Origin of the sequence: Pseudomonas sp. JV414 (assembly GCF_032424305.1) — a bacterium.
GTDB classification, from domain to species: Bacteria; Pseudomonadota; Gammaproteobacteria; order Pseudomonadales; family Pseudomonadaceae; genus Aquipseudomonas; species Aquipseudomonas lini.
In genome coordinates this window covers 206,977-227,753 of the sequence record NZ_VYKC01000013.1, presented here as the reverse complement: position 1 = coordinate 227,753, position 20,777 = coordinate 206,977, and the positions used below count along the sequence as shown (strand labels likewise).

Annotated in this window: 18 protein-coding genes; 8 read left to right on the top strand and 10 right to left on the bottom strand. The window is 59.7% G+C overall.

Annotated elements, in window-relative coordinates; genetic code table 11:
* Nucleotides 1-198 precede the first annotated feature (198 nt).
* The 5 genes from F6R97_RS15945 to F6R97_RS15925 form a co-directional block, all read right to left on the bottom strand.
* Nucleotides 199-1,167 carry a CDP-6-deoxy-delta-3,4-glucoseen reductase gene (locus F6R97_RS15945; RefSeq protein WP_050682218.1) on the bottom strand — a complete coding sequence of 323 codons (969 nt, stop codon included), beginning with the start codon at nt 1,165-1,167 and terminating at the stop codon, nt 199-201.
* Nucleotides 1,167-2,633, bottom strand: a complete 1,467-nt coding sequence (gene ubiD / locus F6R97_RS15940) for a 4-hydroxy-3-polyprenylbenzoate decarboxylase (protein ID WP_007899385.1) — start codon at nt 2,631-2,633, stop codon at nt 1,167-1,169. Before ubiD ends, F6R97_RS15945 begins: the two co-directional genes overlap by 1 nt.
* A 133-nt stretch (nt 2,634-2,766) precedes the next feature.
* Nucleotides 2,767-4,026 carry a transcription termination factor Rho gene (gene rho / locus F6R97_RS15935; protein WP_007899384.1) on the bottom strand — a complete coding sequence of 420 codons (1,260 nt, stop codon included), beginning with the start codon at nt 4,024-4,026 and terminating at the stop codon, nt 2,767-2,769.
* Between the two features lie 247 nt (nt 4,027-4,273).
* Entirely contained in the window at nt 4,274-4,603 is a 330-nt protein-coding gene (gene trxA, locus F6R97_RS15930) for a thioredoxin TrxA (protein ID WP_007899382.1), read from the bottom strand.
* Between the two features lie 122 nt (nt 4,604-4,725).
* Complete coding sequence (locus tag F6R97_RS15925) at nt 4,726-5,433, bottom strand: FadR/GntR family transcriptional regulator (RefSeq protein WP_038980830.1); 708 nt, start codon at nt 5,431-5,433, stop codon at nt 4,726-4,728.
* Between the two features lie 258 nt (nt 5,434-5,691).
* On the opposite strand from F6R97_RS15925, the gene F6R97_RS15920 reads away from it, so the two are divergent.
* The 5 genes from F6R97_RS15920 (at nt 5,692) to ppx (ending at nt 10,287) form a co-directional block, all read left to right on the top strand.
* Complete coding sequence (locus F6R97_RS15920) at nt 5,692-6,477, top strand: transporter substrate-binding domain-containing protein (protein WP_038980829.1); 786 nt, start codon at nt 5,692-5,694, stop codon at nt 6,475-6,477.
* Between the two features lie 19 nt (nt 6,478-6,496).
* Complete coding sequence (locus tag F6R97_RS15915; RefSeq protein WP_008076077.1) at nt 6,497-7,168, top strand: amino acid ABC transporter permease; 672 nt, start codon at nt 6,497-6,499, stop codon at nt 7,166-7,168.
* Entirely contained in the window at nt 7,165-7,815 is a 651-nt protein-coding gene (locus F6R97_RS15910; protein ID WP_008012514.1) for an amino acid ABC transporter permease, read from the top strand. Before F6R97_RS15915 ends, F6R97_RS15910 begins: the two co-directional genes overlap by 4 nt.
* Entirely contained in the window at nt 7,802-8,539 is a 738-nt protein-coding gene (locus F6R97_RS15905) for an amino acid ABC transporter ATP-binding protein (RefSeq protein ID WP_048396292.1), read from the top strand. The genes F6R97_RS15910 and F6R97_RS15905 overlap by 14 nt, the downstream gene beginning before the upstream one ends.
* 245 nt (nt 8,540-8,784) lie before the next feature.
* Entirely contained in the window at nt 8,785-10,287 is a 1,503-nt protein-coding gene (gene ppx / locus F6R97_RS15900) for an exopolyphosphatase (protein ID WP_315866797.1), read from the top strand.
* Between the two features lie 192 nt (nt 10,288-10,479).
* Here ppx and ppk1 read toward each other — a convergent pair whose 3' ends face one another.
* Nucleotides 10,480-12,702, bottom strand: a complete 2,223-nt coding sequence (gene ppk1, locus F6R97_RS15895; RefSeq protein ID WP_038980823.1) for a polyphosphate kinase 1 — start codon at nt 12,700-12,702, stop codon at nt 10,480-10,482.
* 18 nt (nt 12,703-12,720) lie between these two features.
* On the bottom strand, nt 12,721-13,734 hold the full coding sequence (hemB, locus tag F6R97_RS15890; protein ID WP_038980820.1) for a porphobilinogen synthase: 1,014 nt from the start codon (nt 13,732-13,734) through the stop codon (nt 12,721-12,723).
* Between the two features lie 207 nt (nt 13,735-13,941).
* Here hemB and F6R97_RS15885 point away from each other — a divergent pair, with 207 nt between their 5' ends.
* A complete protein-coding gene (locus tag F6R97_RS15885; protein ID WP_007899360.1) occupies nt 13,942-14,574 on the top strand; it encodes a DedA family protein in 633 nt (210 codons plus the stop codon).
* On the opposite strand, the gene F6R97_RS15880 is transcribed toward F6R97_RS15885, so the two are convergent.
* Nucleotides 14,555-15,790 (bottom strand): sterol desaturase family protein, encoded by a 1,236-nt coding sequence (locus tag F6R97_RS15880; RefSeq protein WP_315866796.1) that lies wholly within the window; start codon nt 15,788-15,790, stop codon nt 14,555-14,557. The genes F6R97_RS15885 and F6R97_RS15880 overlap by 20 nt on opposite strands.
* A 114-nt stretch (nt 15,791-15,904) precedes the next feature.
* Here F6R97_RS15880 and elbB point away from each other — a divergent pair, with 114 nt between their 5' ends.
* Nucleotides 15,905-16,573 carry an isoprenoid biosynthesis glyoxalase ElbB gene (gene elbB / locus F6R97_RS15875; RefSeq protein WP_038980817.1) on the top strand — a complete coding sequence of 223 codons (669 nt, stop codon included), beginning with the start codon at nt 15,905-15,907 and terminating at the stop codon, nt 16,571-16,573.
* Between the two features lie 112 nt (nt 16,574-16,685).
* On the opposite strand, the gene F6R97_RS15870 is transcribed toward elbB, so the two are convergent.
* The gene (locus F6R97_RS15870; RefSeq protein ID WP_033060654.1) at nt 16,686-17,141 is read right to left on the bottom strand and encodes a YaiI/YqxD family protein; all 456 of its coding nucleotides are present in this window, start codon (nt 17,139-17,141) and stop codon (nt 16,686-16,688) included.
* A 107-nt stretch (nt 17,142-17,248) separates the two neighbouring features.
* Entirely contained in the window at nt 17,249-19,147 is a 1,899-nt protein-coding gene (locus tag F6R97_RS15865; protein ID WP_315866795.1) for an FTR1 family protein, read from the bottom strand.
* A 152-nt stretch (nt 19,148-19,299) separates the two neighbouring features.
* On the opposite strand from F6R97_RS15865, the gene F6R97_RS15860 reads away from it, so the two are divergent.
* Entirely contained in the window at nt 19,300-20,694 is a 1,395-nt protein-coding gene (locus F6R97_RS15860) for a hypothetical protein (protein WP_315866794.1), read from the top strand.
* Nucleotides 20,695-20,777 lie beyond the last annotated feature (83 nt).

The following is a 20,777-nucleotide window of genomic DNA, read 5'->3' as shown; positions in this document are numbered from 1 at the left end:
TAGCGTTCAGCTCCCCGCGGGTAAAGAATTACTTAATAGAACGCACCGCTGTAACAATAAGGCACATATGTCTTAAGGCAATTTAAGTGCCATGGCGGAGTTCAAAACGTATTGCCTGAATGAGATATAACCTACCGGCATTTATATAATCCTATAAATACCGATCGGCTATATGTGGTGTTATAACGATTTACAGGATCAAGATCGCGGCGCGTAAGCGAAAACATCCGCGCGCATTTGATGGGCATCCATCCCCGCTTCGACCAGCGCATCCAGCGTGCCATAGACCATGGCCGGAGAGCCGCTGGCGTAGACGTGCAGGGCTTTCAGATCAGGGAAATCTTCACACACCGCCTCATGCAACATACCGCAGCGCCCTCCCCAGCCGCATTGATCGCTGACGACTTTATGCAGGAACAAATTGGGCAACTTCAACCATTCGTCCCAATGCTCAATGTCATAAAAGTCTTCGGGACGACGCACGCCCCAATATAGATGCACCGGATGCTTGAACCCCGTGGCCCGGCAATGTTCGATCAGGCTGTGGATCTGACCCATGCCGGTACCGGCAGCAATCAGTACCAGTGGACCGTCCGGCAGTTCCGCCAGATGGGTATCGCCGAACGGCAGTTCGATGCGCACCATCGGGTTGCGCTGCAGCTGCTCGATCAGGCTCAGCGCACTGCTTTCGCGCGCCAATACATGAATTTCCAGATCGCGGCCGGAATGCGGTGCAGAGGCCAAGGAGAAGGCGGATTTCTCGCCGTTCTCACGCTCGATCATCAGGTACTGACCGGCGTGATAGCGCGGCGGCTTGCCCGCAGGCGCACGCAGACGCACGCGCCAGGTATCGCCGCCGACGTCCCTGCATTCAATGACCTGACACGACACGCTGCGCACCGGCAATTCTCCCAGCGCGAGCACGCCATCCCACAGCACGATGCAGTCTTCCAGCGGCTCTGCAATGCAAGTGTAGAACTCGCCATGGTCGCGCACATCGCCGGCTTGTTCGACCCGCCCTTCCACCAGCAACGCGCCGCATACATGGCAATTGCCGTTGCGACAGCTTTGCGGGCATTCATAGCCCAGGCGCCGCGCGCCATCGAGAATACGCTCGCCGGGCAGAATCTCTAGCACTGCTCCGGAGGGCTGCAAGGTTACACGCATCAATCTATTCCTAACTGATTCCAGATGGCATCGATCCGTTGGGTAACGGCTTCATCCTTGACGATAACCCGGCCCCACTCGCGAGTGGTTTCGCCCGGCCATTTATGCGTGGCATCGAGCCCCATCTTCGAACCCAGGCCGGAGACCGGCGAGGCGAAGTCCAGGTAGTCGATCGGCGTGTTGTCGATCATCACCGTGTCACGCTTGGGGTCCATGCGCGTGGTGATGGCCCAGATCACGTCGTTCCAGTCCCGTGCGTTGATATCGTCGTCGGTGACGATAACGAACTTGGTGTACATGAACTGTCGCAAAAACGACCAGACACCGAGCATTACCCGCTTGGCATGCCCAGGATACGACTTCTTCATGGTCACGATGGCCATGCGGTACGAACAGCCTTCGGGCGGCAGGTAGAAGTCGGTGATTTCCGGGAACTGCTTTTGCAGGATCGGCACGAACACTTCATTCAGCGCCACCCCGAGAATCGCCGGCTCATCCGGTGGACGACCCGTGTAGGTGCTGTGGTAGATCGGCTTGATCCGGTGGGTGATGCGCTCGACTGTGAACACCGGGAAGCTGTCGACTTCGTTGTAGTAGCCGGTGTGGTCGCCGTATGGACCTTCATCGGCCATTTCGCCCGGATGGATCACGCCTTCGAGGATGATCTCGGCGGTGGCCGGCACTTGCAGGTCATTGCCGCGGCACTTCACCAGTTCGGTGCGGTTACCGCGCAACAGACCGGCGAAAGCGTATTCGGAGAGGCTGTCCGGCACCGGCGTCACGGCGCCAAGAATGGTTGCCGGGTCAGCGCCCAGTGCCACAGACACCGGGAACGGCTGGCCGGGGTGTTTCTCGCACCACTCACGGTAGTCCAGCGCGCCGCCACGGTGGCTCAACCAGCGCATGATCACCTTGTTGCGGCCGATCACTTGCTGACGGTAGATGCCGAGGTTCTGGCGATCCTTGTTCGGACCTTTGGTGACGGTCAGACCCCAAGTGATCAGCGGGCCGACGTCACCCGGCCAGCAGGTCTGTACCGGCAACATCGCCAGATCGACATCGTCGCCTTCAATGACCACTTCCTGGCACACCGCGTCTTTGACGACTTTCGGCGCCATGGCAATGATCTTGCGGAAGATCGGCAGCTTGGACCAGGCGTCCTTCAGGCCCTTCGGTGGCTCGGGCTCCTTGAGGAACGCCAGCAGCTTGCCGATTTCGCGCAACTCGCTGACCGCTTCTGCGCCCATGCCCAGCGCCACGCGCTCGGGGGTGCCGAACAGGTTGCCGAGTACTGGAATGTCATAACCGGTAGGGTTTTCGAAAAGCAGCGCAGGGCCCTTGGCGCGCAACGTGCGATCGCAGACCTCGGTCATTTCGAGCACTGGGGACACTGGAACCTGGATGCGCTTGAGTTCGCCGCGCTTTTCCAGGCCGCTGATAAAGTCGCGCAAGTCGCGATACTGCATGCGTGAGCCTCGTGTTGGCCGTGGCGTTCGGGGCAGGCAGTTTAGCGCCGAACCCCTCTATTCAGAACCATGAACATCAAAAATCAGATAGCAAAAAGCCGGGTTTCCCCGGCTTTTGCTGACTTTCTGCGATTTACTTACGTTTCATCGACAGGAAGAACTCGTCGTTGGTCTTGGTCTGTTTCAGCTTGTCGACCAGGAACTCGATGGCAGAGACTTCGTCCATCGGGTGCAGCAGCTTGCGCAGGATCCACATACGCTGCAGTTCGTCGTCGGCCGTCAGCAACTCTTCGCGGCGAGTACCGGAGCGGTTGATGTTGATGGCCGGGAACACACGTTTTTCAGCGATCTTGCGATCCAGAGGCAGTTCCATGTTGCCGGTGCCTTTGAATTCTTCGTAGATCACTTCGTCCATCTTCGAGCCGGTTTCAACCAGCGCGGTAGCGATGATGGTCAGCGAGCCGCCTTCTTCGATGTTCCGTGCAGCGCCGAAGAAACGTTTCGGCTTCTCCAGGGCGTGGGCATCGACACCACCGGTCAGTACCTTGCCGGAGCTCGGGATCACGGTGTTGTAGGCACGCGCCAGACGGGTGATGGAGTCGAGCAGGATCACCACGTCCTTTTTGTGTTCGACCAGGCGCTTGGCCTTCTCGATCACCATTTCGGCAACCTGCACGTGGCGGGTTGGCGGCTCGTCGAACGTCGAGGCAACCACTTCGCCGCGCACGGTGCGCTGCATTTCGGTCACTTCTTCCGGACGTTCGTCGATCAGCAATACGATCAGATGAACTTCAGGATTGTTACGTGCGATGTTCGCCGCGATGTTTTGCAGCATGATCGTTTTACCGGCTTTCGGCGGTGCAACGATCAGGCCGCGCTGGCCTTTGCCGATCGGGGCGCACAGGTCGATGACACGACCGGTCAAGTCTTCGGTGGAACCGTTGCCGGCTTCCATCTTCATGCGCACGGTCGGGAACAGCGGGGTCAGGTTCTCGAAGAGAATCTTGTTTTTCGCGTTCTCGGGACGATCGTAGTTGATCGTGTCGACCTTGAGCAGCGCGAAATAACGCTCGCCTTCCTTTGGAGGGCGGATCTTGCCAACGATGGTGTCACCGGTGCGCAAGTTGAAGCGGCGGATCTGGCTCGGCGAGACGTAGATATCGTCTGGGCCGGCGAGATAGGAAGCGTCAGCGGAGCGCAGGAAGCCGAAGCCGTCCTGGAGAATCTCCAGCACGCCATCACCGGAGATTTCCTCGCCGCTTTTAGCGTGCTTTTTGAGCAGGGAGAAAATCACGTCCTGCTTGCGCGAACGGGCCATATTTTCTATGCCCATCTGTTCGGCCAATTCGAGCAGTTCGGTAATCGGCTTTTGCTTGAGTTCAGTCAGATTCATATAGGAATGACGTAATCATTTATGGAGGGGGGAAATTAAGCTTTTGGCTTAATGAGGCCGCGCCGCAGAGAAGGCGACAGGATCGCGTACTTATTCGAAAAGGAGTGCGTCGGCGACGGCTAGCAGGGGGCAGTGGAGAAACCAGTGCGGGGCCGAATGTACCACCTGAGTTTCGGAGCGTCTAGCCCTCAATAACGAAAAGGCCCCGCATTATGCGGGGCCTTTTCATGACGCTTTATAACAACGCTTAGATGTTGGCGTCGAGGAAAGCAGCCAGTTGCGACTTCGACAGCGCGCCGACCTTGGTAGCTTCGACGTTGCCGTTCTTGAACAGCATCAGTGTCGGGATACCACGTACGCCGTGCTTGGCCGGGGTTTCCTGGTTTTCGTCGATGTTCAGCTTGGCAACGGTCAGCTTGCCAGCGTAGGTGCCAGCGATCTCGTCCAGAACCGGGGCGATCATTTTGCAAGGGCCGCACCACTCAGCCCAGTAGTCAACAAGCACAGGGCCAGCAGCCTTCAGTACTTCTTCTTCGAAGTTAGCGTCGGTGACGTGCTTGATAAGATCGCTGCTCATGGATGTCTCCGGGTTGTAAGCAATAAAAAACGTGGCCCATCATAGCCGCCCTTCCCGTGTTCAGGAAGCCGCAGATGATTGAGTCTCGCTATGGTGGCCCATGAGTTTGGGTATAGCTCAAGTCATGAGGTGGCGGGAGCGACGAAAGCGATTCCGGTGCGCAGGGCGGCATTGCGCACATGCTCTTGCATGGCCTTCTGCGCGGCGCCAGAGGCCCGACGCGCCAGCGCGCGGAGGATTTTACGGTGTTCCTGCCAGGTTTCCATGGCGCGTTCGGCCCGGATGAACGGTAGCTTCTGGCTCTCCAGGAAAATGTCGGCGCTGGCTGTAAGGATGCTCAGCATCGCCTGATTGCCGCTGGCGAGAAGAATGCGCCGGTGAAACTCGAAATCCAGTCGCGCCGCTGCATCGAAATCAGCGGCACGCAGTTCGTTGCGCATGGCGGCGACATTGTCTTCCAGGGCATCGAGCTCATCGGTGCTCAGGGTCACGGCCGCCAGCCCGGCGGCAAAACCTTCCAGCGCGTAGCGCAACTGGAAGATGTCCAGCGGCGATGCCTGAGCCGCGAACGGCCAGCCCGGCGCCGCATCGCCCCGGGGCAGATCGACCGGTGACTGCACGAACACGCCTTTGCCTGGCTGGATACTGATCACGCCCAGCGCACTCAGAGACGATAACGCCTCACGCAATGACGCCCGACTGACCCCCAATTGCACCGCCAGGTCCCGTTGCGAGGGCAAGGCATCCCCCGCCCCGAAACCTTGCTCGGCGATCAGTTTGCGGATGGCTTGCAGCGCCACTTCAGGTACGGCGCGGGAGATCGAGTTCATGGTTTTTTTCAGACGAGCCAGGCCAATGAGCGGCTAGTTGTAAAGCTATTCGCGACGTCCGGCAAGTCGTGCCCCATGGGGGTTCGGGAATTTTCACGGGTGCGCCATCAGGGTGCGAAATGCCACCCAACTGTTCAGACCAGTAAGACCGAACGACACCAGCAAAACCGTGGCCTGCGCCCCCCAAAACCTAATCTTGGCATGGCCCGTGCTCTGTCGATCCGCAGAAATCACTTCCCGCCGATCCGGAGATTTGCCATGACCATGCGTTACAGCGTCCTCATCAAAGCCCTGTTCGCCAGCCTGATGCTGAGCCAGGCACCCGCCCACGCCGACGGTCTGGAGGATGTGGTCAAGCGCGGCACCCTCAAAGTCGCGGTGCCCCAGGACTTCCCGCCGTTCGGTTCGGTCGGCCCGGACATGAAACCTCGCGGCCTCGATATCGACACCGCGAAACTGCTGGCCGACCAACTCAAGGTCAAACTCGAACTGACCCCGGTCAACAGCACCAACCGCATTCCGTTCCTGACCACCGGCAAAGTCGACCTGGTGATTTCCAGCCTCGGCAAGAACCCTGAGCGCGAAAAAGTCATCGACTTCTCCCGTGCCTACGCACCGTTCTACCTCGCCGTGTTCGGCCCACCAGACGCCGCCATCAAGGGCCTGGACGATCTCAAGGGCAAAACCATCAGCGTCACCCGTGGCGCCATTGAAGACATCGAGTTGACCAAAGTCGCTCCCGAAGGCGCGACCATCAAACGCTTCGAAGACAACAACTCGACCATCGCCGCCTACCTCGCTGGGCAAGTCGACCTAATCGCCAGTGGCAACGTGGTGATGGTAGCGATCAGCGAGAAAAACCCGAAACGCGTGCCGGCGCTGAAAGTGAAGCTCAAGGACTCGCCGGTTTACGTCGGCGTGAACAAGAACGAGCCAGCGCTGCTGGGCAAGGTCAACGACATCCTCGCCACGGCCAAGGCTGACGGTGCGCTGGAAAAGAATTCGCAAACCTGGCTGAAAGAGCCGCTGCCGGCCGATCTCTGATCGTTCGCGGAGACGACTTATGGCTTATCAGTTCGATTTCTTGCCGGTGGTGGAAAACACCGATTTGCTGCTGCGCGGTGCGCTGTTCACTCTTGAGCTGACGGCCATTGGCGCGGTGCTCGGGGTCGGCCTGGGTATCGTCGGGGCACTGGTGCGGGCGTGGAACATCCGCCCGTTCGCCGGCATTTTCGGGGTTTACGTCGAGTTGATCCGCAACACGCCATTCCTGGTGCAGTTGTTTTTCATCTTCTTCGGTTTGCCGTCGCTGGGCCTGCAGATTTCCGAATGGCAGGCGGCGGTGCTGGCGATGGTGATCAACCTTGGCGCCTATTCGACCGAGATCATCCGCGCCGGCATTCAAGCGATCCCACGCGGGCAGCTGGAAGCCGCAGCCGCCTTGGCGATGACGCGTTTCGAAGCCTTTCGCCACGTGGTTCTGTTGCCGGCGCTGGGCAAGGTCTGGCCGGCCCTGAGCAGTCAGATCATCATCGTGATGCTCGGCTCGGCAGTCTGTTCGCAGATCGCCACCGAAGAGCTGAGCTTCGCCGCCAACTTCATTCAATCGCGCAACTTCCGCGCCTTTGAAACCTATGCCCTGACCACACTGATCTATCTGTGCATGGCGCTGCTGATCCGCCAATTGCTGAATTGGATCGGCCGGCGCTACATAGCCAGGAGCAGCAGCCAATGAGCGATTTCACCTTCTGGGACATCCTGCGCAACCTGCTCACGGGCCTGCAATGGACCTTGGCATTGTCGCTGGTGGCGTTTATCGGCGGTGGGCTGATCGGTTTGCTGATCATGGTGATGCGGATTTCAAAAAAATCCCTGCCCAGTAACTTCGCCCGCACCTACATCGAACTGTTCCAGGGCACGCCGCTGTTGATGCAGCTGTTTCTGGTGTTCTTCGGTGTGGCGCTGGCCGGTGTGGAGATTTCGCCGTGGATGGCGGCGGCGATTGCCTTGACGCTGTTCACCAGCGCTTACCTGGCGGAGATCTGGCGCGGTTGCGTCGACTCGATCCCCAACGGCCAGTGGGAAGCCTCGTCGAGCCTGGCACTCAACCCGCTGGAGCAACTGCGCTACGTGATCCTGCCGCAAGCCCTGCGCATCGCCGTGGCGCCAACCGTGGGCTTCTCGGTGCAAGTGGTCAAAGGCACCGCCGTCACCTCGATCATCGGCTTCACCGAACTGACCAAGACCGGCGGCATGCTCGCCAACGCGACCTTCGAGCCCTTCATGGTCTACGGCCTGGTGGCGCTCGGTTACTTCCTGCTCTGCTACCCCTTGTCCCTCAGTGCGCGCTACCTGGAAAGGAGACTGCATGCCTCTGCTTAGAATTTCCGCCCTGCATAAATATTACGGCGACCACCATGTGCTCAAAGGCATCGACCTGAGTGTCGACGAAGGCCAGGTGGTGGCGATCATCGGCCGCAGCGGCTCGGGCAAATCCACCTTGTTGCGCACCCTCAATGGTCTGGAGTCGATCAATGACGGCGTGATCGAAGTCGACGGCGAATACCTCGACGCCGCCCGCGCCGACCTGCGCAGCCTGCGGCAGAAAGTCGGGATGGTGTTCCAGCAGTTCAATCTGTTCCCGCACCTGACTGTGGGCGAAAACGTCATGCTCGCGCCGCAAGTGGTGCAGAAAGTGCCGAAAACCAAAGCCGCCGAGCTGGCGCGGCAGATGCTGGAACGGGTCGGGCTGGGGGAAAAGTTCGATGCGTTCCCGGATCGACTGTCTGGCGGCCAGCAACAGCGGGTGGCGATTGCTCGCGCGCTGGCCATGTCGCCGAAGGTGTTGTTATGCGACGAGATCACCTCGGCACTCGACCCGGAACTGGTCAACGAGGTGCTGAGCGTGGTCCGGCAACTGGCCAAGGAAGGCATGACGTTGATTATGGTCACCCATGAAATGCGCTTTGCCCGCGAGGTTGGGGACAAATTGGTGTTCATGCACCATGGCAAGGTGCATGAGGTGGGGGATCCGAAGGTGTTGTTTGCCAATCCGCAGACAGCGGAGCTGGCGAATTTCATTGGGACGGTGGAAGCGGCGGGCTGAAAGACCGTCAGTGCCTTCGAGGCCGCCTTCGCGGGCAAGCCCGCTCCCACAGGGTTCGATGTGCGCCTCGATTGTTCGAACGACACAAAATCCATGTGGGAGCGGGCTTGCCCGCGAAGAGGCCGTCTGCAACGCCACGAATGCCACCCGCGCTGAAAGATCGCAGCCTTCGATAGCTCCTACGCGTTGGCGTCAGCGTTTGATCGTGGCAGGATGTCGAGGTTATCGACCGAGACCCCCTGACCATGCCGCAATCCCAAGCCAAGAATCTGTCCCTGATCGCCGCAATCGACCTGGGCTCCAACAGCTTTCACATGGTCGTGGCCAAGGCCCAGAACGGCGAAATCCGGATTCTCGAACGTCTCGGGGAGAAGGTTCAGCTGGCCGCCGGCATCGACGAAGAACGTCAACTCAGCGAAGAATCCATGCAGCGCGGGCTCGATTGCCTGAAGCGTTTCGCCCAACTGATCAGCGGTATGCCGCCCGGTACCGTGCGGATCGTCGGCACCAACGCACTGCGCGAAGCCCGTAACCGCGCCGAATTCATCCATCGCGCCGAAGAAATCCTCGGTCACCCGGTAGAAGTCATCTCCGGCCGAGAAGAAGCGCGCCTGATTTACCTCGGCGTCTCCCACACCCTCGCCGACACCCCGGGCAAGCGCCTGGTGGCCGACATCGGCGGCGGCAGTACTGAATTCATCATCGGCCAGCGCTTCGAGCCGCTGCTGCGCGAAAGCCTGCAAATGGGCTGCGTCAGCTTCACCCAGCGCTATTTCAAGGACGGCAAGATCACCCCGGCCCGCTACGCCCAGGCGTACACCGCGGCGCGGCTGGAGATCATGAGCATCGAACACGCCCTGCACCGCCTGACCTGGGATGAAGCCATCGGCTCCTCGGGTACCATTCGCGCCATTGGTCTGGCGCTGAAGGCTGGCGGGCATGGCACTGGCGAAGTGAATGCCGAAGGCCTGGCCTGGCTCAAGCGCAAGTTGTTCAAACTCGGCGATGTCGAGAAAATCGATTTCGAAGGCATCAAGCCCGACCGCCGGGCGATCTTCCCCGCCGGGTTGGCGATTCTCGAAGCGATCTTCGACTCCCTCGAACTGCAACGCATGGATCACTGTGAAGGTGCCCTGCGCGAAGGCGTGCTCTATGACCTGCTGGGCCGTCATCATCACGAAGATGTCCGTGAGCGCACGCTCAGCTCGCTGATGGAGCGTTACCACGTTGATCTGGAACAAGCCGCGCGGGTCGAACGCAAGGCGCTGCATGCCTTCGACCAGGTGGCCGTGGACTGGGAGCTGGATGACGGTGTCTGGCGCGAACTGCTGAGCTGGGCGGCCAAGGTCCATGAAGTGGGCCTGGACATCGCGCACTATCAGTACCACAAGCACGGCGCCTACCTGATCGAGCACTCGGACCTGGCCGGATTCTCCCGCGAAGACCAGCAAATGCTCGCGCTGCTGGTGCGGGGCCACCGACGCAACATTCCCAAGGACAAGTTCGCCGACTTCGGTGACGACGGCATCAAGCTGATTCGCCTGTGCGTGCTGCTGCGCTTTGCGATTCTGTTCCACCACATCCGCGGTACCCAGGAGATGCCACAAGTGGTGCTGCACGCCAACGGCGACAGCCTTGATGTGTTATTCCCGGAGCACTGGCTGGACGACAACCAGTTGACCCAGGCCGACTTCGCCCTGGAAGCGGAGTGGCTGACCCGCGTCAGCTTCGTGCTCAACGTCCGCTAATTACGCAATATCCCGTAGGAGCTGCCGAAGGCTGCGATCTTTTGATCTTGCCTTTCAGTAGCCCAGAAAAGATCAATATCAGAAGATCGCAGCCTTTGGCAGCTCCTACACGGAACAGGTTCGGCATAAACGTCAGGTGAAAACAAAAATGGCGATCCGCAGGGATCGCCATTTTTTTACGCTACGTCGAGGTTAACGTACGGCCAGAATCGGGCTGCCCAAACGCTCAAGCAAGGTTGCCTGGGCACTGCGCGGGTTCTGGTTGCCGGTCGGCGTGTTGCGGATGTAGCGACCGTCCGCCTGCAGGCTCCAGCTGTGGGTGTTATCGGTCAGATAAAGCTCGAGCTCTTTCTTGACCCGCAAAATCAGCTTCTTGCCCTCGACCGGGAAGCAAGTCTCGACGCGCTTGTCGAGGTTGCGCTCCATCCAGTCGGCACTGGACAGGAACATCTGCTCTTCGCCGCCATTGAGGAAGTAGAAGACCCGGGTGTGTTCCAGGAAGCGACCGATGATCGAGCGCACGTGGATGTTGTGGGAGACGCCGGCAATGCCCGGGCGCAGGCAGCACATGCCGCGCACCACCAGATCGATACGCACCCCGGACTGACTGGCCTTGTACAACGCACGGATGACTTTCGGATCGGTCAGCGAGTTGAACTTGGCGATGATGTGCGCCGGCTTGCCGTCGAGGGCGAACTGCGTCTCCCGGGCAATCATGTCGAGCATGCCCTTCTTCAACGTGAACGGCGCATGCAGCAGTTTCTTCATGCGCAGGGTTTTACCCATGCCGATCAACTGGCTGAACAGTTTGCCGACGTCTTCGCACAAGGCATCGTCGGAGGTCAGCAGGCTGTAGTCGGTGTACAGACGGGCGTTGGCCGCGTGGTAGTTGCCGGTACCCAAGTGGGCGTAGCGGACAATCTCGCCAGCCTCGCGACGCAAAATCAGCATCATCTTGGCGTGGGTCTTGAAGCCGACCACGCCGTAAATCACCACCGCACCGGCCGCTTGCAGACGGCTGGCCAGTTGCAGGTTGGATTCTTCGTCGAACCGCGCGCGCAATTCGATTACCGCCGTCACTTCCTTGCCGTTACGCGCAGCGTCCACCAGCGCATCGACAATCTCGGAGTTGGCGCCGCTGCGATACAACGTCTGACGAACCGCCAACACGTGTGGATCCTTGGCCGCCTGGCGCAGCAAGTCGACCACCGGGGTGAACGATTCGAACGGGTGCAGCAGCAGGATGTCCTGCTTGCTGATCACGCTGAAAATGTTCTCGCTGTTTTGCAGCAGTTTCGGGATCTGCGGGGTGAACGGCGTGTATTGCAGCTCCGGATGACTGTCCAGACCGGTGATGCTGAACAGCCGGGTCAGGTTGACCGGGCCGTTGACCTGATACAGCTCGGTCTCGTGCAGGTTGAACTGCTTGAGCAGGTAATCGGACAAGTGTTTCGGACAGGTGTCGGCCACTTCCAGCCGCACCGCGTCACCGTAGCGACGGGAGAACAACTCGCCGCGCAGGGCTCGGGCCAGGTCTTCTACATCTTCGGTGTCGACCGAAAGGTCGGCGTTTCGGGTCAGGCGGAACTGGTAGCAACCCTTGACCTTCATGCCTTGGAACAGGTCATCGGCGTGAGCATGGATCATCGACGACAGGAACACGTAGTTGTCGCCCGGGCCACCGACTTCTTCCGGCACCTTGATGATCCGCGGCAGCAGACGCGGCGCCGGGATAATCGCCAGACCGGAGTCGCGACCGAAGGCGTCGATGCCTTCGAGCTCGACGATGAAGTTCAGGCTCTTGTTCACCAGCAACGGAAACGGGTGCGTCGGGTCGAGGCCGATCGGGGTGATGATCGGCGCAATCTCGTCACGGAAATAACGACGAACCCAGGTCTTGAGCTTGGTGGTCCAGTAGCGACGACGGATGAAGCGGACCTGATGCTTTTCCAGTTCCGGCAACAGAATGTCGTTGAGGATTGCGTACTGACGATCGACGTGACCGTGCACCAGCTCACTGATGCGGGCCAGAGCCTGGTGCGGTTGCAAGCCATCGGCGCCAGCCTGTTCACGGGCGAAGGTGATCTGCTTCTTCAGGCCGGCTACACGAATCTCGAAGAACTCGTCCAGGTTGCTGGAGAAAATCAGCAGAAACTTCAGCCGCTCCAGCAATGGGTAGGACTCATCCAGCGCCTGTTCCAGCACGCGGATGTTGAACTGCAGTTGCGAGAGCTCACGATGGATGTACAGGCTGCTGTCATCCAGGCCGGGAATGGCAATCGCTGGCGCCGCAACAACGGGCTCGGCCACCACCGCGGGTGGAGCAGGCTCCAGTTCCGGCGGGGTTTCGGCGATTTGCTCCACCACAGGTTGAGCGTCTTTTACGGCAACTTCAGTGAGTCCTTCGGTATTCATCGAATGTTCCTGGGAGGGCTATTTTTGCTCTCGTAACAATTGAGCAGCGCGGACGGCAAAGTAAGTCAGGATGCCATCAGCGCCTGCACGTTTAAAAGCGGTCAGGGATTCGAGGATAACCCCTTCGCTCAACCAGCCATTCTGGATCGCTGCCATGTGCATGGCGTATTCGCCGCTGACCTGATAAACAAAGGTCGGCACTTTGAATTCTTCTTTGACCCGGTAAAGGATATCCAGATACGGCATGCCTGGCTTGACCATGACCATGTCCGCGCCTTCTGACAAGTCCGCCGCCACTTCGTGCAGGGCTTCGTTGCTGTTGGCCGGGTCCATCTGATAGGAGGCCTTGTTGGCCTTGCCCAGGTTCAGCGCCGACCCCACCGCATCGCGGAACGGGCCGTAATAGGCGCTGGCGTATTTGGCCGAGTAAGCCATGATCCGCACGTTGACGTGATCGGCCAGCTCCAGCCCTTCGCGGATCGCCTGGATGCGCCCGTCCATCATGTCCGACGGGGCCACCACCTGAGCGCCGGCTTCGGCGTGGGACAGGGCCTGTTTAACCAGTGCGTCGACGGTAATGTCGTTCTGCACGTAGCCTTCTTCGTCGAGAATGCCGTCCTGACCGTGGGTGGTGAACGGGTCCAGGGCGACGTCGGTGATCACACCCAACTCCGGGAATCGATCACGCAGAGCTCGGGTAGCGCGCTGAGCGATGCCGTCGGGGTTCCAGGCTTCAGCGGCGTCCAGGGATTTAAGCTCTGGTGGTGTCACCGGGAACAGTGCCAACGCAGGAATCCCAAGCTCGACCCACTTGGCCGCTTCTTCAAGCAACAAATCGATGGTCAGGCGTTCGACGCCCGGCATCGAGGCCACCGCTTCGCGACGGTTTTCACCGTCCAGCACGAACACCGGCAAGATCAGGTCGTCGACGGTCAACACGTTTTCACGGACCAGTCGGCGCGAGAAATCATCACGACGGTTGCGACGCAGGCGGGTTGCAGGAAACAAACGGTTGGCGGGGGTAAAGCTCACGGCAGACTCCTGAGCCCGCGCAGACGGGCGAGCGTGACAGTTATAAGCGGCCATTATGACGAACACATGACAGTTGTGTGCACCCTGTGACACGTAGCCGCATTCCATTGTCCTTGTAGGAAATGTTCACGTCGAGACACATTTGGACACTTTCATGAATGTGCACGAAGGGTTAGGCTGCGCGTTCATTTCGCCAGCACCCAGACAATGCTCCAACAATTTCTGCATGACTTCGGCTATTTTGCCCTTTTTCTCGGCACGTTTTTCGAAGGCGAAACCATTCTCGTGCTCGCGGGCTTCCTTGCGTTCCGCGGATACATGGACATCAACCTGGTGGTGGTCGTGGCGTTCTTCGGCAGCTATGCCGGCGATCAGCTGTGGTACTTCTTGGGGCGCAAGCACGGGCGCAAATTGCTGGCCCGCAAACCGCGCTGGCAACTGATGGGTGATCGGGCGCTGGAACATATTCGCAAGCACCCGGACATCTGGGTGCTGAGCTTCCGTTTTGTCTATGGGTTGCGCACCGTAATGCCGGTGGCGATCGGTCTGTCGGGCTATCCGCCGGGACGTTACCTGCTACTCAACGGCATTGGCGCAGCGATCTGGGCCACCGCGCTGGCCGCAGCCTCTTATCACTTCGGCGCGGTACTCGAAGGCATGCTTGGCAGTATCAAGAAGTACGAGCTGTGGGTGCTGGGCGCCCTGCTGGTACTGGGCTTTGGCCTGTGGCTGCGGCGGCGCTTCAAGAATGCCCGTCTGGCTAAGAAGATCTATGCCGACGAGCAAGCGTTGAAAGCCGAACAGGCCAAGTCCAGCGAACCTACGACGCCCATCGAGTGAAGCGGTTTCTACAACAGTAGAGACCGATTGCGCTGAGCAGGCTGTAACTGAGCAGCCCCACCCAGCCCACCGCGCTGCCCGGCCATAGCCCGACCATCGGCGCCAGCCACACCAGCGGCAGGTTCGACGCCAGCCGCAACAGCTCCAGCTTCAATGCCTGCGGGCGATTTTCCAGGGCCGCGCCCAACACAAACAGCCCCCATCCCACAGCCCCCCAGCCCAACACCAGGGCCGACGTCGGCAGGCTCTGCTCCAGATTCATCAAGTAACTGCCCAAGGCGATGTAGACGCAAAATTGCAGCGCCACATACCACTGTTGGCGCCCATCCAGCGGCACCTCGAATTTGCGGAACTGGCTCAGGTCCGGTTTGTTCATCGGGTATTTGGCCGCCACATCCGCCGGCCGCCAACCGGTGCGCATGAACCAGATTCGCAGTTTGTCCCACCTGCTTTCGGCGCGCCGGGCGTCATCCCACAGCTGCACATAGAACTGCACGTTCGCCCACAACGGATTCCAGCTCGCCAGCGGTGTGGTCACGCCGAAAATCACCGGTTCGTTGTCGTCCTCTTCCTGGAACGAGCCGAACAGACGGTCCCAAATAATGAACACCCCGCCGTAGTTGCGATCCATGTAAAGAGCGTTCTGTGCATGGTGAGCCCGATGATTGGACGGCGTGACGAAGAACCATTCGAACCAGCCGAGCTTGGGAATGTGCCGGGTATGCACCCAGAATTGATACAGCAGATTCAGCGCCGCGACGCTGACAAACACCAGCAGCGGCACGCCGAGCATGGCCATGGGCAGGTAGAAAATCCAGCTGAGCAGAAAACCGGTGCTGGTCTGGCGCAAGGCCGTGGAGAGGTTGTAATCCTCGCTCTGGTGATGCACCGAGTGGGCGGCCCAGAGGATGTTGCGCTCGTGGCCCATGCGGTGCAGCCAGTAGTAGCAGAAGTCGTAGAAGACAAAGGCAAACACCCAGACCCAGACGCTGTCGGCCGACAGCTCAATCACGGCCAGATGCTTCAGGGCAAAGGCATAAGTCACCAGGCCGACCCCTTTGGTCAACAAGCCCGTGGTGGTCGACAGCACGCCAGTACTGACGCTGTTGATCGCGTCTGCCACGCGGTAATTGCTCACCCCGCGCCAACGGTCGGCCAGCAACTCGACCGCAATCAGCACAAAGAAAAATGGCACCGCATACAGAATGAAGTCCATGACGCGCCCTGATCAGAATTGTTCAGCAGAGATTAGGTGTAGCCGTGAATTAACCCTATGGCAACGAGTGACAAATTAGTGGACATTTAACGCCATGAATCTGGAGAAAAGCCCATGAGCAAAAAAATTGCAGTGATCCTTTCCGGTTGCGGCGTGTACGACGGAGCCGAGATCCACGAAAGCGTGATCACCCTGCTGCGGCTGGACCAGCGCGGTGCCCAGGTGCAGTGTTTCGCACCCGATATCGCGCAATTGCATGTGATCAACCACCTGACCGGCGAAGAAATGCCCGAGGCGCGCAACGTGCTGGTGGAATCGGCGCGGATCGCCCGGGGCAATATCAAGGACATCCGTGAAGCCAGCGTCGAAGACTTCGATGCGCTGATCGTTCCTGGCGGATTCGGGTCGGCTAAAAACCTGTCGAGCTTTGCCGTCGAAGGTGCCGGATGCAGCGTTCAGCCTGACGTCCTGGCGTTGACCGAAGCGTTCGCCGAAGCCGGCAAACCGGTGGGGCTGATCTGCATCTCGCCGGCCCTGGCCGCAAAAATCTACGGCCCGGGTGTGACCTGCACCATCGGCAACGATGCCGATACCGCCGCCGCGATGAACAAGATGGGCGCCACCCATGCCGAGTGCGCAGTGACCGACATCGTCGAAGACAAGGCGCGCAAATTGGTGAGCACTCCGGCGTACATGCTGGCGCAATCGATCAGCGAGGCCGCTTCCGGCATCAACAAACTGGTCGACCGCGTACTGGAACTGACCCACGAAAACGACGAGTAAAGAGGCAAGATCAAAAGATCGCAGGCTTCGCCAGCTCCTACAGGATTTTGCACTGACCCGTAATTTGCGTCGGTCACGGTCCGTGTAGGAGCTGCCGCAGGCTGCGATCTTTTCAGGCTTTGCGCGACAACCGCGTAAGTATCCGGTCCAGCGCATTGGCGAACGCCTGCTTCTCGCGCTCGCCAAACGGTGCCGGTCCGCCGCTCATCTGCCCCTGCTCACGCAGATCAGTGAACAGGTTACGCACCGCCAGCCGATCGCCCATGTTCTGCGCATCGAACTCCTTGCCTCGTGGGTCCAGCGCCGCAACGCCTTTCTTCACCAACCGATCCGCCAGCGGCACATCGCTGCAAATCACCAGCTCACCTGGCACGGCGTATTCCACCAGGTAATCGTCGGCGGCATCCGGGCCGCTGGGCACCACGATCAGCTTCACCAGGGCGAGGCCCGGTTTGATCTGCGGCTGGCCGGCCACCAGCACTACTTCGAATTGGCGCTTGAGGGCGAATTTCACCACCAGATCCTTGGCTGCCCGCGGGCAGGCGTCGGCATCGATCCACACGCGCATAGTTATTTCCTCTGTTGAAAAGCATCGCGGGCAAGCCCGCTCCCACAAGGTTAGCGCTGAACCTGTGGGAGCGGGCTTGCCCGCGATTGTGAGCGCAGCGAATGCTTTTAAGAAGCCGACACCCGCCGCTTCTCCGCCATCCGACTGCGGCTGTACAGCACGATGATCGCAATGATCGCCACGGCTTGGGCACTCAGCGAATACGCATCAGCGTGGATCCCCAGCCAGTCGAAGTCAAAGAACGGTACCGGCCGCGTGCCGAAGACACCAGCTTCCTGCAACGCCTCCACACCATGGCCGGCAAACACCACCGACAACGCGCACAGCAATCCGGCATTGATGCCGAAGAACAACGCCAGCGGCAGTTTCGCCGAGCCGCGCAAAATCACCCAGGCCAAACCGATCAGCAATACCAGCGCCGTCGCCCCGCCCGCCATTACGGCGTTGTGCCCTGCCGGCCCGGCCTGCAACCACAGGGTTTCGTAAAACAGGATCACTTCGAATAGCTCGCGATACACCGAGAAGAACGCCAGGATCGCAAACCCGAAACGCCCGCCGCCACTCACCAGGCTGCTCTTGATGTAGTCCTGCCAGGCCGCTGCGTGGCGACGGTCGTGCATCCACACGCCGAGCCAAAGCACCATGACACTGGCAAACAACGCCGTCGCGCCTTCCAGCAATTCACGCTGGGCACCGCTAACGTCGATCACATACGCCGCCACCGCCCAGGTCGCCAGCCCGGCCAGCAGCGCCAGGCCCCAACCGATGTTGACGCTGCGCACCGCCGATTGCTGACCGGTATTGCGCAGGAACGCGAGGATCGCCGCGAGCACCAGAATCGCTTCCAGGCCTTCTCGCAACAGAATCAACAGACCGGAAATATAGCTAAGCGACCAGCTCAAGCCATCACTGCCAAGCAGGCCAGCGGACTCTTTCAACTTGGCCTTGGCCGCCTCCAGACGCTGCTCGGCCTGGGCTAACGGCAAGCCGTCCTGCAACGACTGACGGTAAGCCATCAGGGACTTCTCGGTGTCTTTGCGCACGTTGGCGTCGACGTTGTCCAGAGAGCTTTCGACCAGCTCGAAGCCTTCCAGGTACGCCGCCACCGACAGGTCATAAGCCTGATCGTGATCACCGGCGCGGTAGGCTGCGATGCTCTTGTCCAAGGTGGCCGCCGTGTAATCCAGCAACTGTCCCGGACCACGCTTGACCTGCGGCGGTTGCGCTCGCTGCTCGCGGAAGGTCGGGGCGGCTTGCGGACCTTCGGCGGCCTGCACTTCGGCTGGCGTCTGACGTGCCAGGTCGGCGATGTTGTAGGTTTTCCCGGACTTTGCCGCGGCCGGATCGGCGCTGAAGCTGGCGATGTAGGTCGCCAGGTCCCAACGTTGACGATCATCAAGCTGATCGGCGAAGGCCGGCATGTCGGTGCCTTCAACGCCCATGCCCAGCGTGTTGTAAATCGCGTAAAGGCTCAGGCGATCCAATCGCGCGGCATCGCGCAGATTGGCCGGCGGTGGCGTCATGCCGACGCCTGCCGGGCCGTCACCGGCGCCCGCATCGCCATGGCACACCGAGCATTGCTGGGCATACAGCGGCGCGCCGCGAGTCGGGTCTGGAGTGATAACCGGAGCCTGGCTGACCTCATAGGTCACCGCCAGTTTTGCGCCCAATTGCCGTGCCTGACGAGCGACATCCGCGCCATCTTTGCGAGCAGCGATTCCAGCACCAAGGCTGCTGACGCCCTGCTCCAGCTCTGCGCGTTCAGGTTTGGCCGGCAAATCGGCGATCAAACCTTGCAGCACCTTCAGGAATTCCTGCTGTTCACGGTATTCGGATTCATCGATGACTTTGCCCGCCTCGACCGTCGCCGGGTAATCGGCGCCAATGTAATCGAGCAAATGCAGGGCCTTGGGCGCACCTTCTGCGGTTTCGGCCAGCGCATTGAAGCTGCAGAACGCGATCATCGGCAGCACGAGCCACGCCAGAAAACGGGAGGAGGCAATCATGAACAAATCTCAAATGGAAATACGAAGTAACACATTGTTCACTTCCAATGAGTTTCACTCAAGCTTTGTTGGTATTTCCTGCGTAGCTGCGTATAAATTCAGCGGCCAATTGCCACCCTCCGTCGGTTTCGTTCAGGGAAGAATCAACGTCCATGCGTTCACTCCTGTTTTTCTCACTGCTGTTAAGCCTTGCCCTGACCGGTTGCGCCGCCTACCGCGACTACGACCTGGAACTGGAGCAAACGACCGCCCAGTTGAAAGCGGGAAATCCGCAGGGCGCTCTCCAACTGCTGGAGCTGCACAATCCGTCAGAAGAACGGGATTTGCTCTACTACTTCGAAAAAGGTGCAGTCCTGAGTGCCGGTGGTGCGCTGCCGCAAAGCCAGGTTGCCTGGCGCAGTGCAGAGCAAATGGTGATCCAGCGCCAGGACACCGTCGAGTCTGCCGGCACACAGCTCTTGTCCGCGATGGGCGATCATTGGGGCAGCATCATCAACGACAAACTGCGGCGCTACGATGGCTACGACTACGAAAAAGTCATGCTGACCACGCAAATGGCCCTGAACCAGTTGGCCGTGAATGACTTCGACGGTGCTCGCGCCGACATCAAGAAAACCCACGAACGTGAAGCACTGATTGCCCGTCAGCGGGAAAAGGAATACGAGCGACTTGAAGAAGAAGCCAAGGCCCAGGGCGTTCGCGTGCGCTACAAGGATCTCCAGGGCTATCCCGTGATGACCCTCGATGCGCCCGCCGTGATCGCGCTGAAAAACGGCTATCAGAGTGCGTTCAGTCACTACCTGGCCGGGTTTACCTATGAAGCGCTGGGCGAGCGTAATCTTGCCGCCCCGGGATATCGCCAGGCCATCGAGTTGCGACCCGACCTGCCCTTCTTCGAGCAGGCATTGCGCGAACTCGACAAACCTGCAGCCAAGGCAAATGAAAGTGATGTGCTGATCATCGTGCAAAGCGGCCTGGCGCCGGCGCGCAGTTCGGTTCGTGTCCCGTACCCGGTGCGCCTTGAAGACAACCAGGTGATCGTCGCCAACGTATCGTTTCCGGTGATGGTTCCCGACACGTCGACCCCAGCGTTCACGCAAATGACTATCGACGGTCGCAAACAGCAACTGATACCCGTCAACAGCATCACCGACATGTCGCTGCGCACCTTGCGCGACGATATGCCAGGCATCATTCAACGTACCGCGTATCGCGCCTACCTGGCCGCTTCTGTCCAGGGCACAGACAACCGACGCGACCCGAGCAAAGCCTCCTACGTGACGAAGCATGATGGCTTCGAGCACGCGGACACCCGAACCTGGCGCACCTTGCCCAACATCACCCTGGTGGCGCGCTTGCGCCTGAAAAAAGGTGAGCACCTGATCAACCTGCCCAACGCGCCGGGCGCCACGCCCCTGAAAGTCCGCATCGAGCAGAACCATCAGGTCATAGGCCTGCGAGCGCTGGGCGAGCGGGTTTACAGCAACGGAGTGGCTTTCGAACCTGCCACTGCGCCTGAAAGCAGTGCGGTATCCGGTCTGAAATAAGTAGTGGCACGTTGTGAAAAGATGTAATTAAAAAGCCATTACATAGCCAGCATCCCTGTTTATAATGCCGCGCCGTCGTTATT